The organism is Porphyromonas pasteri (genome assembly GCF_014647755.1).
GTDB classification, from domain to species: domain Bacteria; phylum Bacteroidota; class Bacteroidia; order Bacteroidales; family Porphyromonadaceae; genus Porphyromonas; species Porphyromonas pasteri.
This window is the reverse complement of the sequence record NZ_BMPU01000002.1, coordinates 239,687-256,518: the sequence shown is the minus strand read 5'-3', so window position 1 is coordinate 256,518 and position 16,832 is coordinate 239,687. Positions and strand designations below refer to the sequence as shown.

At 53.1% G+C, this 16,832-nt stretch carries 12 protein-coding genes and 1 riboswitch; of the genes, 2 read left to right on the top strand and 10 right to left on the bottom strand.

Annotation, left to right across the window (positions count from 1 at the left end; all coding sequences use genetic code 11):
- Positions 1–5: 5 nt before the first annotated feature.
- The 10 genes from rpsG to IEX77_RS04495 all read right to left on the bottom strand — a co-directional run bounded on the left by rpsG (position 6) and on the right by IEX77_RS04495 (position 14,055).
- Complete coding sequence (gene rpsG / locus IEX77_RS04540) at positions 6–482, bottom strand: 30S ribosomal protein S7 (protein WP_044114916.1); 477 nt, start codon at positions 480–482, stop codon at positions 6–8.
- Positions 483–708: 226 nt separating this feature from the next.
- Positions 709–1,116, bottom strand: coding sequence for a 30S ribosomal protein S12 (gene rpsL, locus IEX77_RS04535; protein WP_044114917.1), 408 nt, complete (start codon positions 1,114–1,116; stop codon positions 709–711).
- A gap of 1,207 nt (positions 1,117–2,323) precedes the next feature.
- Positions 2,324–2,557, bottom strand: a complete 234-nt coding sequence (locus tag IEX77_RS04530) for a hypothetical protein (protein WP_188807916.1) — start codon at positions 2,555–2,557, stop codon at positions 2,324–2,326.
- A gap of 26 nt (positions 2,558–2,583) precedes the next feature.
- On the bottom strand, positions 2,584–3,747 hold the full coding sequence (locus tag IEX77_RS04525) for an adenosylcobinamide amidohydrolase (protein ID WP_188807915.1): 1,164 nt from the start codon (positions 3,745–3,747) through the stop codon (positions 2,584–2,586).
- A gap of 12 nt (positions 3,748–3,759) precedes the next feature.
- Positions 3,760–5,631, bottom strand: coding sequence for a VWA domain-containing protein (locus IEX77_RS04520; RefSeq protein ID WP_188807914.1), 1,872 nt, complete (start codon positions 5,629–5,631; stop codon positions 3,760–3,762).
- An 11-nt stretch (positions 5,632–5,642) separates the two neighbouring features.
- A complete protein-coding gene (locus IEX77_RS04515; RefSeq protein ID WP_188807913.1) occupies positions 5,643–6,611 on the bottom strand; it encodes a magnesium chelatase ATPase subunit I in 969 nt (322 codons plus the stop codon).
- A 95-nt stretch (positions 6,612–6,706) separates the two neighbouring features.
- Entirely contained in the window at positions 6,707–10,438 is a 3,732-nt protein-coding gene (locus IEX77_RS04510; RefSeq protein ID WP_188807912.1) for a cobaltochelatase subunit CobN, read from the bottom strand.
- 65 nt (positions 10,439–10,503) lie between these two features.
- Positions 10,504–11,676, bottom strand: a complete 1,173-nt coding sequence (locus IEX77_RS04505; protein ID WP_188807911.1) for an ABC transporter substrate-binding protein — start codon at positions 11,674–11,676, stop codon at positions 10,504–10,506.
- 199 nt (positions 11,677–11,875) lie between these two features.
- Positions 11,876–12,078, bottom strand: a riboswitch (cobalamin riboswitch).
- 264 nt (positions 12,079–12,342) lie between these two features.
- A complete protein-coding gene (locus tag IEX77_RS04500) occupies positions 12,343–13,014 on the bottom strand; it encodes a YiaD family glycine zipper/OmpA-like lipoprotein (RefSeq protein ID WP_188807910.1) in 672 nt (223 codons plus the stop codon).
- A gap of 54 nt (positions 13,015–13,068) precedes the next feature.
- On the bottom strand, positions 13,069–14,055 hold the full coding sequence (locus IEX77_RS04495) for a dihydroorotate dehydrogenase-like protein (RefSeq protein WP_229770795.1): 987 nt from the start codon (positions 14,053–14,055) through the stop codon (positions 13,069–13,071).
- Between the two features lie 817 nt (positions 14,056–14,872).
- On the opposite strand from IEX77_RS04495, the gene IEX77_RS04490 reads away from it, so the two are divergent.
- Both IEX77_RS04490 and IEX77_RS04485 read left to right on the top strand, forming a co-directional pair.
- Positions 14,873–16,054 carry an NYN domain-containing protein gene (locus tag IEX77_RS04490; RefSeq protein WP_188807909.1) on the top strand — a complete coding sequence of 394 codons (1,182 nt, stop codon included), beginning with the start codon at positions 14,873–14,875 and terminating at the stop codon, positions 16,052–16,054.
- A 328-nt stretch (positions 16,055–16,382) separates the two neighbouring features.
- Positions 16,383–16,826 carry a SoxR reducing system RseC family protein gene (locus tag IEX77_RS04485; RefSeq protein ID WP_188807908.1) on the top strand — a complete coding sequence of 148 codons (444 nt, stop codon included), beginning with the start codon at positions 16,383–16,385 and terminating at the stop codon, positions 16,824–16,826.
- Positions 16,827–16,832 lie beyond the last annotated feature (6 nt).

Here is a 16,832-nt window from a genome sequence, read left to right as displayed (position 1 = left end):
TATTCTTAGAATCGGAAGTGAGCAAATGCGCGGTTGGCTTCTGCCATACGGTGCATATCTTCCTTGCGCTTGAAGGCGGCACCTTGGCTATTGAATGCATCCACGATCTCTGCAGCAAGCTTATCTGCCATGGTCTTACCACCACGCTTGCGAGCAAAGAGGATGAGATTCTTCATGGAGATAGATTCCTTACGCTCGGCGCGGATTTCGGTAGGCACCTGGAAGGTAGCACCACCGATACGGCGGCTCTTGACTTCTACCTGAGGAGTGATGTTGTCGAGGGCAGCCTTCCAGATCTCCAGGGCAGACTTGTCTTCCTGCTGGATCTTCTTGCCTACAATCTCGAGCGCGGTGTAGAAGATATCGAAGGCGATGCTCTTCTTACCGTCGTACATCAGGTGATTAACGAACTTCGTCACCTTAACGTCACCAAATACGGGATCAGGGAGTACCTGTCTCTTTTTGGGTTTAGCTTTTCTCATTGCTTAATGTAAATTGCGTTTCTGTCGATTGGTTGTGCTGTGATCTTACTTCAACGCTCCCGCTGGAGCATTTACTCAACCTTGATAGCCTATCCAACGAACTCAAGAAACTTGGTTCTATTGACTCTTAGCTTGGCGGCCCTATACATTATATATATGTGGCGGGCTCGCCAGGTGAGAGCTGCACGAGCTCTCGGGGGTTAGTTTTTTTTCGCCGGAGGGAGAATTACTTCTTACCCTTTGCTGGAGCAGCTGCCTGACCGGGCTTAGGACGCTTAGCACCATACTTGGAGCGACGCTGCAGACGGCCATTGACACCAGCTGTATCGAGCGAGCCACGTACGATGTGATAACGTACCCCTGGGAGGTCCTTTACACGACCACCACGTACCAGCACGATGCTGTGCTCCTGCAGGTTGTGACCTTCACCTGGGATGTAGGCATTGACTTCCTTACCATTCGTCAGGCGGACACGAGCGACCTTACGCATCGCAGAGTTTGGCTTCTTAGGGGTCGTCGTGTACACACGCACACAGACGCCTCGGCGTTGGGGGCAGGAGTCCAGAGCAGGGCTCTTACCCTTCTCGACGAGTGACTCACGTCCCTTTCTAACCAATTGTTGAATAGTTGGCATTTCGTTTCTACTTATGTTTGAATAACTTATCTACTCTTTAGTAGTCGCAGTACACACCACAGGCATATACCACGGGTGCACAAAGGTACACATAATCTGCGAATATACAATACGATAGATCAGGGCTCCATCACACGTTGCGCTCAGCAGTTTCCACCCAAGACTCCATCAGACACGAGACCAAGCACGGGTCTTGGCGATAAATCACACCGACATCGTAGGGGTCTCCTCCAGGTGCTACAAGTAGCCTCCTTTGATGTCCACATTGCACGTCGAGAGGATGCTCCAAAGAATTGAAGTGCTTTTTGCCTGAGGAAAGCAAGCTTTCCAAGGGGAGACTGTTGCGCGGAGTCCTGTCCTCTATCGATTGGGCTAAGGCATCGCACACCCAGCTCTCCGATATACCTCTCCGAAGAGATACACAAGCCCCTCGCCTTATCGCGAGTATTCCTCTTATCCAGCGGAGGGGAAAACATCATTCTCGTGAAGAAAAAAGCGCCTTCTCGTAGTGGCTTTTCCGCATCTACGCACGTAGTCTTAAAGACCAGGCACGTAAATCCAAATATCCACGCACGTAGATTTTAAGACCACGTACGTAGCCCAAACTTTTCTGCCACTCGTCCACAACTTTTATCCCTACGCAGAGCAACAACTCTAATATAGGTCACTTCACAAAGCTATATAGCTTTCTTCGCCATCCTATATAGCTTCACCCACGCACCCATACCTATAGATGACATTGTGTAAGCCCACCTCTTCATTACTCGGACTTCGTTCCCTCGCAAATCGGAGGCTTTAGGCTGAGAAGTTCGACAGAGGAAAGTGCAAGCTGTGAAGCGATGGCCTTGCACAATGGTCTCAAGGGAGGTAAGAAAACTTTCCACCGCTGGAAAGTTTGCTCCCCAGCGGTGGAGCAGACGCCCTGGACGCGATGCACTCCACTCGGAGCTACCGAGGGAGAAAAGTCTAAGAAAAAGAGATGAAGCGACTACGGACAAGGATGACGGACTGCAGAAAGCACATCGACCAAATAGCCAAAGCCACAAGGGGCACCAAAGGCTAAATGCCTTCAGCGCCCCTTGTGATAAAGGAGGTAGTTATTTAGCTTAGAAGCGGTAAGACGCAGAGAACTGAATCGAACGCCCTGGCATATGGTAGCCATCCTTCTCCGTATAGTATTCGGAGAAGATATTGCGGAAGTTCGCTCCTACATGTAGCTGCTTTGTGACATCATAGTGTGCAGAAGCAGACCAGACGTCGCAATAGCTTCGGGGCGGATAACTTCGATTTTCCCAGGCACTTGCTTGAGTGGCACAGCCGTTCGCGTAGAGTAGACAAGTACCTTGTCCAGCTCGTGCGTGGCGATACTGTCCGTACTTGCGATCTGAGCCACAGCTGTCGCTGGAGCTATCGCCGCAAGAAGAAGCAATGTCTTCTTCATAATTGCTTTTAGTTAAGAGGTGATAGTTAAGAGCCTACTTCTCTATAGAGGAGTAGAATCAGGAGGCTGCGCAGCTCGTCTAAGATGAGTTCATAGCAAGGAGTTTTGCCTTGCTCTATCGAGAGTCCACAGGGATCCAGTCGGTAGCGCTGGGAGACATAGGAGAAGGTAAGTTGTGATAAGTCCATAAGACTCGCCCAACTGATAAGCCCCCATCGCCACTGATCCACAAGGTGGAGAATCGAAGCAACGGCAGCGCAGAGGTGGCTATCGGAGGCAAGCCGCTGGAGGGCCTCCCGAAGAGTCGCTTCGTCCTGAGCACTCGCCGAATAACGTGCTTGATAAAGAGCAAGAAGATCCTCAATCCCTAGCCCGTAGCGTATTCCCTGCTGGAGGAACGAGCTTTGCCGCTGAGCATTCATCCCGGACTGTCGCTCCAGAGCTTTCGTCACGGCCTCCTTCACAGACTGACCGATCATCTCACCAAGAAGGACGTGTTTCCCCGCCCCGTAGAGGACAACGGGAGATTCTTCATTGCAGACTGCGATGAGGCTATCTGTTCCCGACCCCGTCGCCAGCCCTTCCGAATAGCGACTCGGAGCCATCAATTCCTGCAAAGCAGCTGCCTTAGCTTCGGTAGCCGTGATGAGCGCACGAGTAAGCGCCCCAGGATCAAGATATGCATCAATAAATAGGAACACATTGATCGTACCAGGAGGAGGCAATAGGCTTCGCTGCTCGAACTCATCATAACTGGCCTTGTCTCCGGCACGGCCTCCATTGACATCGATACCCGCAGTAGCTATGGCCTGCACAGTTACCCCATGATAGGTGCGCTCTGCTCGAGCATGATTCTCGATAAGTGCAGCTGTACCCATTCCCGTCGTACGCTCTGGATCCAAGCCCAGCTCTGAGGCGATGACAGTATAGTGCTCTATGATATTCCCACCCTTGAGCCCTGGGCATCGCTTCTGAAGGATATCTGGGTCGCGCCCGACACTGTGATTGAACACATAGTGGAGGTCATTGCGGTAGCCACCATTAAGATTGGAGCTACTCACGACACCACGTTGCCCTGAAAAAGAAATAATCATCGCCTCTTGTGCAAAGTACACCGCATCGCCCATAGGGGTACGGAAGAGCATCTCACCTTGCTCTAAGCTCGGGGTATGAGAAGTAGAACGGGACATCTATAGTAGGATTTATCGGGGATGAAGGAGGCTACGCAACTGGGCCAATTCATCCAGATGATAGTATTCGGCTTGGAGCGACTCTGCAAGATGACGCGCTTGCTTGAGACGAATAAAGCCACTCTCGGTATCTATAATCAGACAGCGATAACAGCGGCGCTGCAGCATCTTAGCGGCCTCCGCTATGCGCATCGCATGGTTCTCACTGCGCTGCGCCGAAGTCGCACGACCATCCGTCAGGAGAAGTACCACAGGCAGACATTCCGCCACACGGCGTCGCTCTGCATCAAGATATTCGCCAGCACGCTCTATGGCAAGCCACAGTGGGGTGCGACCTCCCGTACGAATATCTTGCATCAAGTGTGCTGCCCGCTCAGCACTATGCGTGAACGGCAGGCGCAGCTCCGCTTCATCTTGTGCAAATGTGATAAGTCCGACCTTATCACGCTTAGCATACGCCTCTTTGAGCAGCTCGATGATGGTCCCCTTGACAAGGCTCATGCGCTCGCGCACCCCCATAGATCCAGACACATCCAGGACGAATAGGATATGATACCCGCCTCGATGATGTAGCTGCCTACTGCGGTAGTCTTCTGGATGAATACAGAGCTTCATAGTCGGATCCTTGAGATGGCGCTGACGTAGATATTGGTAGGGGATGGCCGCTCGTATCGTAGCGGGCAGGGAGAGCTGGGGACACTGAGTACTATATGGACGCACGCGACCTAAGCGCCCTCGCTGACTCGGCTGGTCACTATACAGACGACGCCCCGAGCCCAGAGATTCCTTCAGATGACGTTCCCTCGTCTCCAAGGGTTGGTGTAGTAGGTATGCCTCCTTAGCCTGCTGTAAGCTCGCTCTGCTCGATGTATGGGGGTCTTCCTTCGGCGTCGACTGGAGCGGAGGGATCATCGGAACATCTTGCTGCTCGTCCTCTGCGTGCGAGGCATCCAGAGAGTTGTTTGTCTCTTCAGCATAAGAAACAGGGTTATCCCCTCCTCTCATCATCTCAGTGTCTCCCCCCCCCTCTGATTCCCCTTCCTCGTGATGATCAGAAGAGAAATCCTGCGCTTGCTCCTCGTCATCGGGCAGCTCTGCAGGGGGCTCAGGGTGCGTCTCCAGCCAGCGATGAGCCAAAGCTAACTGACGGACTGCATCGACATCGCCCCGCTCTGCCTGTCGCTTTCCCTGCCAAGCAGCCCATGCCAGAGCGCTATGAGCCAAAGCCAGCTCTCCTCTATGCCCTAAAGTCAGAGGATCAGCACAGACCTGAACGACATACTTCTGCAGCTCCTTCCCGATCCTCATTCCTCCCAATCGCTGGCGCGCTGCCTCCACCAGGCTAAGGAAGGTCATGTCCTCACCTGATTTAGGGATGCGGAGAGCTTCGCTAAGGATACGTTTACGCAGAGCCACATCCAGCGTAGGATGGAGCTCAACAAAGAGATCGAATTTATCCAGGAGCGCCGATGGCACTGCGCCTTCTTCGGGGTTAGTGGTAGCGATGAGCGTACAGCGTCTCTCCTCAGGCAATTGTTCTTGGTAGACCATCAGCTGACCGAGCAGCTCACGACTATGAAGTGGGAGCTGCTCCACCAATAAGACACGTCCTTCAAGCCGAGCAAGAAAGCCTGGAGATAAGCGCAATCCTCCATCAGTATCCAGCATATATCGGGCATAGAGCATCTCTGGACTCAGATGAAGAGGTAAATAGATCACGTCCTCAGGATACATCGAGGCGATGCAAGAGAGCAGCATAGACTTACCCGTACCACTGCCTCCGCTCAGGAGAAGACTTGCTCCCTGCCTACGGATCAGAGTGATGATAAGTGCCTGACGTGCTACCTCTGCACCTATCCACTGAGAGAAGGTATGCGCCCCCATCTCTTTCTCTCCTATTGCAGCTTAGTTACACACTCTTGGAACAAGCGCTCACACAGCTGACGAATATCTTCAGCTGCAAAGTAACGCTCTTCAAATGGTAAGCGTCTCAGTCGGTGGGGCAGCACCAATTCGGCCGCCGTATAGACATGCTCGGCACTGAGCTCCGTAGCTCCTTCGAGAGCTGCGGTAGCCAAAGCCGCTTTGAGGAGCATAATATCCGAGCGATGTCCATCGACCTCCAGCTCAATACCCAGACGAGCAATAAGCTCCAAGAGAGGCTCAGTATAGCGCAGTTGAGGCAAGAGCAGGCGAGCCTGGCGCACTCGTTCGGCAAGGACAGCTTCTTCCTCTCGATATCGGGCACAAAAGGCCTGTGGATCTCGTTCGTAGTCGAGTCGTCGCTGCAGCACCTCACAGCGGTCCGAGACACTTCGCTCTCCGTGCACTTCTACGGACAAAGCAAAGCGGTCGAGAAGCTGAGGGCGCAGGCTACCCTCTTCTGGATTCATCGTCCCGACGAGCGTGAAGCGTGCAGGGTGACTATGCGAGATCCCCTCACGCTCTATATGATTGATGCCCATCGCTGCGACATCTAAGAGGATATCGACCAAGTAGTCCTCGAGGAGATTCACTTCATCGACATAGAGAATCTGCTTATGAGCACGCGCCAAGATACCAGGAGAGAAGCGTAGCTCTCCCGTAGACAAAGCATGCTCCACATCGATCGAACCAACGAGCTTATCCTCCGTCGTAGCAATAGGGAGCTCCACGACGGAGAGTCCCTCGAGGAGTTGGCTCAAAGCTCGTACAATGGTCGACTTTGCTGTGCCTTTTTCCCCGAGGATGAGTACACCTCCGAGGGTAGGATCTATGAGATTGAGCAGTAAGGCTCGCTTCATCTTCTCCTGCCCTACGATAGCAGAGAAGGGGAAATAATAAGGATGAGTGATCGAGTCCACAGAAGCTGTGCAAGAAGACATAATGAGAGAGGTATTGTGAGGACGAGTAAAAGCTAATGAGTCACGGGCTGGAGTGCAGTCGAATGGAACAGCTCAAGGAGAAGGCATCCGATGAATTATCCCGAACTACCCTCCTCCAGCACCCCCTCACAGGAGAGGTATATCTCAGTAATCATCTCTATCGTCTCAGGCTTGGCTTGCCACATACCTCGCTGAGCAGCTTCCAAGAGACGCTGAGCTATCTCATAGAGTGCCCAAGGATTGGCAGACTTGAGCCACTCCCTATTGGAGGGATCTCCCAGAAAATGTGAGGCAAGGGCTTCGTAGTTCCAATCTAAGACACTGTCCGCAGTCGCATCCCACCCAAAGACATTATCCATATTGTATGCCACATCATAGGCCCCACGATATCCATGGCGCTTAAGTCCCTCGATCCATAGCGGGTTAAGAAGGCGGGAGCGCAGCACCCGTGCCGACTCTTCAGAAAGCGTACGCACGACACTATGCCGCGGATCAGAGGTATTACCATAATAGGACATAGGAGCCTGACCCCGTAGCTTCTTTACGGCAGCGATGATTCCTCCGTGATAGATGTATTCGTCATCAATATCATAGAGATCAAAGCCAATGATATTCTGATTCTTGACCGTCGCCTCGACCCGAGCAAGCTTACGCTCAAAAGCCCCTCGAGATACACGGCCGTGTAGCTCTTGGCTATAAGCATGACACCCCCAGGTAATAGCCGTCTCACCAAGATCATCACTACTCTGCCATTGCTTCGTCTCTACCAAAACAGCTACCCCCCCACCATAGGTACCTGGAGGACAACCGAAGACTCGGAGCTTAGCTTCTTGGCGTGCTGTCCCTGGATCTATCCCTGCAGCTCGAAGCTCAGCCACTTCCTCCTCATAGTGCTTTTTCACCCAGTTCGCTTCTATAGGCTCATCAAGGGAGAGCACAAGCTGAACCGCCTCGTCAAGTAGCGTGATCAGTGTCGGGAAAGTATCACGAAGGAGCCCTGAGATACGTGACACGACATCCAGACGAGGACGTCCGAGCTCTGACAAGGGGATAACCTCCAGACCGATGACCTTATCGGAGTGCTCACTGAGCCACTGAGGACGTAGCCCCATCAACCAAAGTATCTCACCAATATCTTCGCCATGGGTACGCATTTGGTCACCTGAATAGAGAACAAAAGCAGTGCTTTCAGGTAGACTTCCAGAGGTATTAAGATGCTTCTCCAAGAGCTGCTGACCAAGCCGCACACCTATCTGATAGGCCGCATGTGAGGGGATCTCACTGGGATCGATCGCATACATATTGCGCCCTGTGGGGAGAATCTCCAACTGACCTCTGCTCGGACTACCTCCCTTAGAAGGCGGGACAAAGCCCCCACGCACGCCGAGGGCACAGTGATCCAACTCCTCGGTGATGCGACAGAGACGTGGATAGACCCCATCTATCGCAAGCTGTAAGACGCCTCGCAAAGACTTCTCCTCTCCGAGACAATCACCAAGTATCGTCTGTAACAGCTCGCCTGCAGGCTGTGCTATAAAGCCATCCGCAAGCATAGCTTCAATAAGCTGTTGCCCTCGTTCCGTCAGTTCATCGATCATCATCGACGCCGTATGCGTTGGGCTTATCTTAGCATCGAGCTCCATTAATAAAGACTCCTCTGTATAGCCATAGTATCGAGCCAGACCATCCAACAAGGTCGTCACCGATCCGTGCGGCAAGCGGAGCAGCATACGTATGCTCGCCTCCATCCGCTCCTCCATAGGGGGCTGACCGAAGATGTGCAAGCCATCACGCACCATAGAGGCTTTGAGATCCGCGAGCCAGTTATGAAGCTCAATGAAGAAACTCTCTTCGACATCGCCTTCTCGTGAATAGCCAAGGTCTTGATGCAGCTCTAAGGAGCGTGCTTCTTCAAGGAGGGCTTCACGTAGTATAGGACGTTGACTCTCGGCGACAGCTCCACTGATGTAGCTATTGAGTCGTACATCAAATTCTGCCAAGGGGCCATAAGCTCCCCCTTCGCGCATTGCCGGCTCCATATGATGGAGCAAGACGGCTGCCGAGCGACGCTTCGCCTGAATAGCTTCGCCTATGACTGCCGTATGGTAGATATATAGGTGGGGCATATCCAGCGTATTGAGCTGGGGAAAGCAGGAGCAAGAGAGAGCCTTTTCCTTACCTGGTAGCCACTCCAGCGACCCATGCGTACCGACATGGATGAAGAGATCAGCCTGGAAGACATAGCGTATCCAGCGATAGAAAGCTATGTAGTAATGGGGACAGACTATATCCGTACTGTGGTAGATGGCTTCAGCATGCTCCTCATAGCCTCGAGGTGGTTGCAAGCCGATGAAGACGTTTCCATTGATCATCCCAGGCACAGGCATCTCTCCCTCCACGACATGAAATGTCCCTGGGGCTTCTCCCCAAGAGGCGACCAAGCGCTGCTGTACCTCTGGAGTGAGTGCATCGAACCATCCTTCATAAAGCTTCGAGGGAATACGATCCACAGCACGTCTTATCACCTCTCGAGGATCCAGCCAAGAGTGATCATTCGTCACCGCACGGATAATCTGCCTAATGATATCATCTCCATCAGCATAATGGTGCGGTAGGTCTATGCCCTCTTCACGTAGCCTATTGATGAGGTGGTAGACCGAGGCTGGACTATCCAAGCCCGCAGCACAACCTATACTATCGTTGCGCGGAGGCATATTGTGGAAGATAATAGCAATGCGCTTCTTCTCCTGAGGCTTACGTTGTAGTTGCGCCCAGCGTACAGACAGCCTGGCGACCCATTGGAGTTCGTCATCGAGCGGAGCAAAGTAAGGCAGACCCTCCTCGTTCAGCTCGCGTGTGGCAATGGGGTAGGCATCTACCTGTCCATCAAGTTCGGGATAGCAAACACTGGAGATCAGGCCAATGGTATCCAGTCCATCTACACGACTATGGTACTCCTCTGCACTATAGTTCGTTGCATAAGTCTGCAGGACGGGAAGCGCCAGCTGACGGAGGATACCTGTAGAGGCATCTTCTGGCTGAGTATAAATCGCACCACTACGCTCAAAGATGCCCAAAGCATAAGGCATCAGATTGATGATGCAGTGAGGTAAGACCTCTCCTTCACTACGGAAGTAACTATCCAGCGCATAGCTAATCCCTTGCTCACCCGTCACAGCGTCTTCCGCTCCCGTGGAAAACAAAGCATGTGGCTCGACTCCCAAATGCTGTAGCGCCGCGAGCAAAGCATCCACATGACGGAGATTATCGGATCGATAGAGGTAGAAGGGGATAATCACCCCGATGATGCTCCGCCCTGCTCTCCGAGCCTCTACGACCTCAGCTAAGCGCTGAGGCTCTTCCTCTTCGCTATAACCATAGAGCCCATGCCAGCGAGGATATTGCGCTGGCGCATAAGCCCAATCGAATCCCCCAAAGCGCGCCGCCAGGAAGCGATGTAGTTGTGTGGCATTAGCCCTATCATAGCACTTGACATAGCGCTGTATCGTGAGGTAGTCAGCAGCACTCAGGCGCAGCTGCGGCATCAGGGCCGTACACTCATCCTCCATATTATTATGGACGAAGAGTGTCTGCTCCATCCGCATGCCTGAGATGAGTCGCTGCAGGCCTCTGAAGCAAGAGACCGATCCATGAGTCAGTACGAGGATGAAGTGCGCCTGCTCCGTAAGGGCCCAAGCGCGGTCATCTCCCGCATTGAGGCGAGAGATAGCGATGCGGTCTACCTGGAGTCGGGGATCATCTTCCGAGGGGGCGACAGCTGTATGTGCATCCAGAATATAAAGGATACGATAGGGCTGAGAGGACATTATTTGCGAAGTATCGTGGATGGAGACGGATTAAAGGCCAGAACGATGAAGTGCATTGTACGTGGCTACCTAAGGCGCATCCAGTAGCGAGTCTCATAGCCCGGGAGAAGCTCGGGGTGAGCTATCTTGATGAAGTCCTTGAGGACTAAATCAGGATGGTAGGGTCCACTCTCCCAGAAATCATTCCCACCCTCTGAATTGAGCGTCTTGCGGTCTACCCATACTTCCCCCTCACGTACAGCATCGAAATGAATATAGCGCTCATTGAGCGCAAGGAAGTCCGAGAGCTTATCCAGCTTACCCGTCATCAAGCAAAGCCATATCTTCTTATGCTGATTGCGCCGAAAGACATATTCGAAGCTGCTGGGACGACTATCTATTTGTCCCGGTATGAAGTCACAGCTAATGGCAGCATCAGAGAAGGCTTTGACAATGTATGAGTATTCGCCTGGTACATACCAGACGCCCTTATAGTCCAACCCATACATGACAGGTACGATTCGAGAAGTCCCCTTAGCCTGCTTGGCTGCTATCTGATAGTTGGATGCCATTTGACGGAAGGCGGAGTCAGCCACAGCGTTGCGTCCGTAGAGCAAGCCTATGACCTTAAGCCATTCTGCTCGTCCGAGCAGATCCTGTTCCTTCCAGTTATTGAAGTAGACGATATTGATCCCTGATGCCACCAGATCCGTATCCTTCTCCGTACCACTATACAAGTCTTGTAGAAAAACGTCTGGATGCAAACCGATGATACGCTCTATATCCTTACTCATTCCACGTCCTATACGCTGCACCTTACCTTCTTGGATACGGCGACGCGTCAGGCTGTCATTGACCTTCTCAGGATCAGACACGGCGACAAGTACCTCCTGCAAGCCCAAGACAGCGACTGCCCCCACATGGGGGGAAGAGCTCGTCGCCAGATTACGCGCTGGGACAGGAATATATACCGCTTGGGGATGCGCCACTCTGGGCTGCTCACGGCTGCGAAGATAAAGGATGTAGTCGGCGACGGTATCACGCGTACCAGGCTTATACATGACGAGCTCCTTATAGTCGGGGTGATTGGCTACGGTGAATCCGTGCGCATACTCCACAGTGACAGGGAAATTGAAATCTATGGAATCACGCTCCAAGATCGTATCACCCTGCTGCGTGTGCTGCTGACCTCGTCCACAGGAGGTAAAGCTAACGAATAGGGAAAGTATCCCGATAAAAATGGATGTACTGAGTTTCATACTATGCCAAATGCTGCCGCAAGACAAATTACATTGATCTGCGAGTATAGGCATAGAGGAAGGGTAAGCTGTATCAGGTCACTTCGCGAGAAGCCCCATTACCCTAATGGTATTATCATGTACCAAGCTCCAGCTCTTCTACCCGAGAGTCCGTAGAGTAGGCGAAGACACAGACAATCGCTGGCCGCCCACGCTTTATTAAGCTTAAAGGCTGGAGGCAGGTCTTCCGGCTCAGTCCAAAGCGCTACGCCTTCCCACCCCTGTATAGGGCAGTGGCTCATAGTAGCACCATGATGACCTTACGGCTACGGGGATAGCGCTGGTTTTACACCAGCTTCCCTTTTAATCTGCCCTCGCAACATAATGCAGAGCGAGGGTAGAACCTTCAGCATACACACCTAAGACAGGGCATCTTCCCGTCAGGTATGCTCGCAAAATTAAATAAAAGGAGCCTATTGCACAAGGAAAAAGTCAACGACTTCACCTCGCTAATGCACTGCTATGATACATATTCTCATCGAGTCAACGAAACACACCACAGATAAGAGTAATACAAGGCAGGAGGCTACCTCAGAGCGATTTCTCTGAGGTAGCCTCCTGCTTTTCCCCTGAGGGGCGGCGTGCGCTGTACTAAGTTCCCTCAGCACAGCGGACTGACAGTCAGGACTACTTTAGCGTACCGTCGTGAGCAGCCTTCACCATCGCCTTGCTGGGGAGGATGTAGACTTCGACACGGCGGTTTTCGCGACGGCCAGCAGCGGTAGAGTTGTCAGCGACAGGCTCGTAGCTACCCTTACCCTCGACCTTCATACGCGAAGAAGAGACACCCTGACCAGCGAGGAAAGAGCGGACGCTTGCAGCACGGTTGTAAGAGAGGGGGTTGTTCACGCGGTCCGTACCCGTGTTGTCGGTGTGACCGATGATCATCAGGTCCGTATCGCTGTGCTCAGAGAGGTTAGCAGCGAACTTACGCAGAGTAGCCTGTGACGTAGAGCTCAGCGTAGCCGAACCCGTAGCGAAGAGGATACCGCTATCGAAGGTGACGCGGATAGCCTGACCGTCGTTGACGGACTCGATCTTAGCGTCCTTGACGTCGCGCTCCAGTTCCTTCTTCTGCTTGTCCATCTTCTTACCGATGAGCGTACCAGCCGTACCACCTACGACACCACCGATGACAGCACCGACAGCAGTATTACCAAGTACGCGACCGATACCAGCACCGATAGCAGCACCACCAGCGGCACCGATACCAGCACCCTTGACAGCGTTGCTTGCACCACAGCTTGAGAGGACGAGTGCGCCAGCCAGGAAGGCTGCCGCGAGAGATTGCTTCTTCATAATTATATACTACTTATTAATTTAATTCTGTTTCGCTGACCGACACCTTTGCTCTTAGTCCTGAGCGGCGCGGGCATTGAAATACTTCATAAACTGAATTCGCTCAAAAAGACTTGGGTCAGCTACGGCTCCGTAGCTCAGACGACCACGCAGCTCCGAGAGGCTCTGATAGCCGTGCTCGAGCATCCAGTGGCGAAGACCCTTCAGCGCCTCTGCGATAGCAGTGGCACCCTGCTTATAGACTGCCGTACACATCTGTGCCGTATCAGCACCTGCCAAGAGCACCTTCGTCAGCTCCTCCCAAGTGTAGACCCCCGTCGAAGCAGAGATACCTACATTGGGGACGCAGCCACGGATCACGCCCGTGAAGCGGAGCGTCTCGGTGAAGTCGCCCTCGTGAGAGAAGACCTCACCGCCGATGAGCTGCTCGCGATTCAGATCAATGTCGATCTGGTAGGAGCGATTGAAGAGCGTCACAGCGGCAGCACCTGCAGCACGGAGCTTATCGACGAGCATCGGCAGATTCGTGTGGTAGCGCGAGAGCTTCACGATGATTGGAAGCCCCTTACCCGCGAGTGCCGTGACGATAGAGACGTAGTAAGCCTCAATCTTAGCCGGATCTGCGAAGAGCTCCGTCTCGAGGCGCATCACATTGACCTCCAGGGCATCTGCCCCTGCATCACGCAGACGCTCTGCAAACTCGACCCAGCTACCCGCCTCGGTGCAGTTGATACTGGCGATGACCGGCACAGTGAGCTTAGCCTTCGCCTCACGCACGATACGTATATAGTCCTCGATAGCTTCGCTCCGCACATAGGAGGAGATATAGTCATTAGCCTCGGGGTAGTCATTCTTAGCGACGAGGTGACCTGTCTGCATCAAGATCTGCTCTTCGAAGAGCGACTTGAGGATGACAGCACCCACGCCAGCCTCTACCAAGGCGCACGTACGATCCACGTTGCGGGTAAGCCCAGAGCTCCCGAGAATGAGAGGGCTCTGCAGTGTGAGCCCAGCAAACGAAGTGCTTAAATCGACCATCATAGCAAGTCCGAATTGTGAACAAATATGAACATAGCGTCCAAGCAAAGGTAAGATTATTTCACAAATAAGCGTATACCTTCGTCATATCGGCAGTACTTTCTCCAAAAATCGCGCGCCACAAGCTCCACTAAAACGCACCACTCCCCCAGCTTCGTACCTATCAGAGAAAGTATATCTCCCACGAGACACCGATATACACCACTATAATAAGGAACAGCATCCTCCCGAGCTATATGCCCCCTCGCACTACGGGGAGGAGCCCCATTCCACCACGACCTATTCACTAAGACAATACGAGAATAAGCCCAGAGCTGCACGAGAAAAACTCTGATCACATAGAGCAAAACCTTCGTCCACGTACGTAGTCTTTAGCTCCAGGCACGTAGATCTTAGAATCCTCGTACGTGGATTTTAAGACCACGCACGTAGATTTATTAAAATCCATACTCCTTCACCTGTTATTTCCTTAGACAAACGCAAGTTTTCTCGTACGCAGCAAAAAAACTTCTTCTATAGGATGGCACCTGGGAGCACCATAAGATTAAACCTTCTTCAAGCCAAAGACACTAATTTATATAGAGCGATCATTCAAGAGTTTACAGCGCTGTTACACATCCCCTCCTCCTGAGATAAAAATCCCCACTCTATGGGCCAACGGGAGGATCACAATGATAATTACAGGAAGTACATTCGCAAAATCCGCGGAATAAAGTCACTAAAAAAGCGAACATATTGCTGAGAGCTATGTTATTATTTCGGAGGAAAATGGTAACTTCGCACATTAACTCGCTTAATTTTTTAAATTATATAAATTATTATGGCACCAAAAGAAAAAAATCCACATCTCACCCGCATCGGGATATTCTATGACGGCAACTATTTCTGGCACGTCAGTACCTTCTATTATCAGTTCCACGAACGAAAAAGCCGTCTGAGCGTCGGGGGGCTACACCGCTTCCTGAAGTATCAGATCGCCCAACTCGAGGGGACCTCTCCCGAGCTGTGCAAGATCGTAGATGCGCATTACTTCCGTGGACGTCTGTCAGCAGCCGAGGCCGCGAAGGCTTCGGGCGATGTGCTCTTCTATGAGCGCCTCTTTGACGATGTCCTGAACTCGGAGGGTGTGATGATGCACCATCTGCCCCTCTCCCGCACGGGCAAGGGCAATAAGAAGAAGGAGAAGGGCGTCGATGTGCTCTTTGCTCTGGAGGCTTATGAGCGTGCATTGCAGAATCAGTTTGACGTCGTCGTACTCATCGCCGCCGATGGAGACTATATCCCCTTGGTACGTAAGCTCCACGCCCTCGGCACCCGTGTGATGGTCCTCGGCTGGGATCTCGAGCACGAAGGTGACGGCCGCCGAGACAACACGACGACCTACACGTCATACGAGCTCCTCGAGGAAGCGACTTACCCCGTGATGATGAATGAGCTGATCGATAGCCGAGCCTTCCGTAGCGACCCCATCGTCAATGGTCTCTTTGTCAACAAGGGTCAGAGCGAGGAGCGCAATCGTGAGGTCAAGGGTCGCCCCTACCAAGCCCCACAGGCGCGTACACGCCCCATTGACCCTGCTACGGTGAAGAGCGCCGAGGAGCCCACAGCCCTCGTCAAGGCAGAGACTGATGCTCCCGCCACGACCACCGAGACCGTACAGCTCGCTACTGGCCCCGAGCCAGAGATCACGCTGAGCGTACACGACTCGCTCGAGACGCCCGAGGTGAAGGTCATCGGTCATATCGATCTACCCGAGCACAAGCCCGCCCTCGTCCTCGGCGAAGAGCTGCATGACGGCCTCGTCCGTGGCCAGATCAATGCCCTCAAGGCAGGCTTTGGCTTCATCGACGTCGGTGTAAAGGAGAACGCCTTCTTCCACTATAAGAGCCTCAACGGCATCAACTTCAACGACCTCCTCGTCGGGGATATCGTCGAGGCACGCCTCGGCCGCAGCGAGAAGGATCAGCTCGTCGCCTCGGATGTAGCCCTCATCGAAGAATAGTCGCAGCGCACAGCTCCGACCTTCCTAAAATATTTAAGCATCGCTCCACGGTAGGATCCCCTGCCGTGGAGCGATGCTTTTTACCTTTACCCTGCGATGCACATACCCTCTACCCCGCTCACAGCGTGCATATTAAGCATACAGCGTACACGCGCACGGGTATAGTCTCGTTTGCACTTTTGTCCGTGATTACATACATTTGTTTCAGTGAATAGAATGGCTCGGAAGCCACACTCCCTGCGCCTTATGCCGATGCACGCGACAGGGGGAAGCCACCGAAGAATTTGGGTCGATAACTACGACCCCTCACCCATCAAGACTTCACCACATGAACGGAACTATTAACGGGACGGAGCAGCGCCCGGGGGTCGTCACAGCTATATCCCCCGACATCGTGACCGTCCAGATCCAGCAGCAGAGCGCCTGCAGCGGCTGCCACGCACGCGACCTGTGCGTGAGCTCGGAGTGCCGTGAGCATCTGCTCCAGCTGAAGACCTACGGACAGCACTTCTCTATCGGAGAGCAGGTCCTCGTCGTGGCCCGCCGGAGCGTAGGACGCCTGGCAGTCCTCCTGGCCTTCGTCCTGCCCCTTCTCCTCCTCGTCCTTACGCTGAGTATCGCACAGACGCTCCTCGCCCTCAGCGAGGCTGTGGCTGTGCTCGTCGCCGTCGGCCTACTCAGCCTCTACTACCTCGTGCTCTACACCCAGCGCCATCGCCTCGAGGGGCGCCTCGTCCTCATGGTGGAGCCCGTCACCCCACACCACGAATAGCACCCT

Bases quoted from the DNA above. Each gene is read 5' to 3' on its own strand.
- rpsG (WP_044114916.1), bottom strand. From the start codon at position 482: ATGAGAAAAGCTAAACCCAAAAAGAGACAGGTACTCCCTGATCCCGTA.
- rpsL (WP_044114917.1), bottom strand. From the start codon at position 1,116: ATGCCAACTATTCAACAATTGGTTAGAAAGGGACGTGAGTCACTCGTC.
- IEX77_RS04530 (WP_188807916.1), bottom strand. From the start codon at position 2,557: ATGAAGAAGACATTGCTTCTTCTTGCGGCGATAGCTCCAGCGACAGCT.
- IEX77_RS04525 (WP_188807915.1), bottom strand. From the start codon at position 3,747: ATGTCCCGTTCTACTTCTCATACCCCGAGCTTAGAGCAAGGTGAGATG.
- IEX77_RS04520 (WP_188807914.1), bottom strand. From the start codon at position 5,631: ATGGGGGCGCATACCTTCTCTCAGTGGATAGGTGCAGAGGTAGCACGT.
- IEX77_RS04515 (WP_188807913.1), bottom strand. From the start codon at position 6,611: ATGTCTTCTTGCACAGCTTCTGTGGACTCGATCACTCATCCTTATTAT.
- IEX77_RS04510 (WP_188807912.1), bottom strand. From the start codon at position 10,438: ATGTCCTCTCAGCCCTATCGTATCCTTTATATTCTGGATGCACATACA.
- IEX77_RS04505 (WP_188807911.1), bottom strand. From the start codon at position 11,676: ATGAAACTCAGTACATCCATTTTTATCGGGATACTTTCCCTATTCGTT.
- IEX77_RS04500 (WP_188807910.1), bottom strand. From the start codon at position 13,014: ATGAAGAAGCAATCTCTCGCGGCAGCCTTCCTGGCTGGCGCACTCGTC.
- IEX77_RS04495 (WP_229770795.1), bottom strand. From the start codon at position 14,055: ATGATGGTCGATTTAAGCACTTCGTTTGCTGGGCTCACACTGCAGAGC.
- IEX77_RS04490 (WP_188807909.1), top strand. From the start codon at position 14,873: ATGGCACCAAAAGAAAAAAATCCACATCTCACCCGCATCGGGATATTC.
- IEX77_RS04485 (WP_188807908.1), top strand. From the start codon at position 16,383: ATGAACGGAACTATTAACGGGACGGAGCAGCGCCCGGGGGTCGTCACA.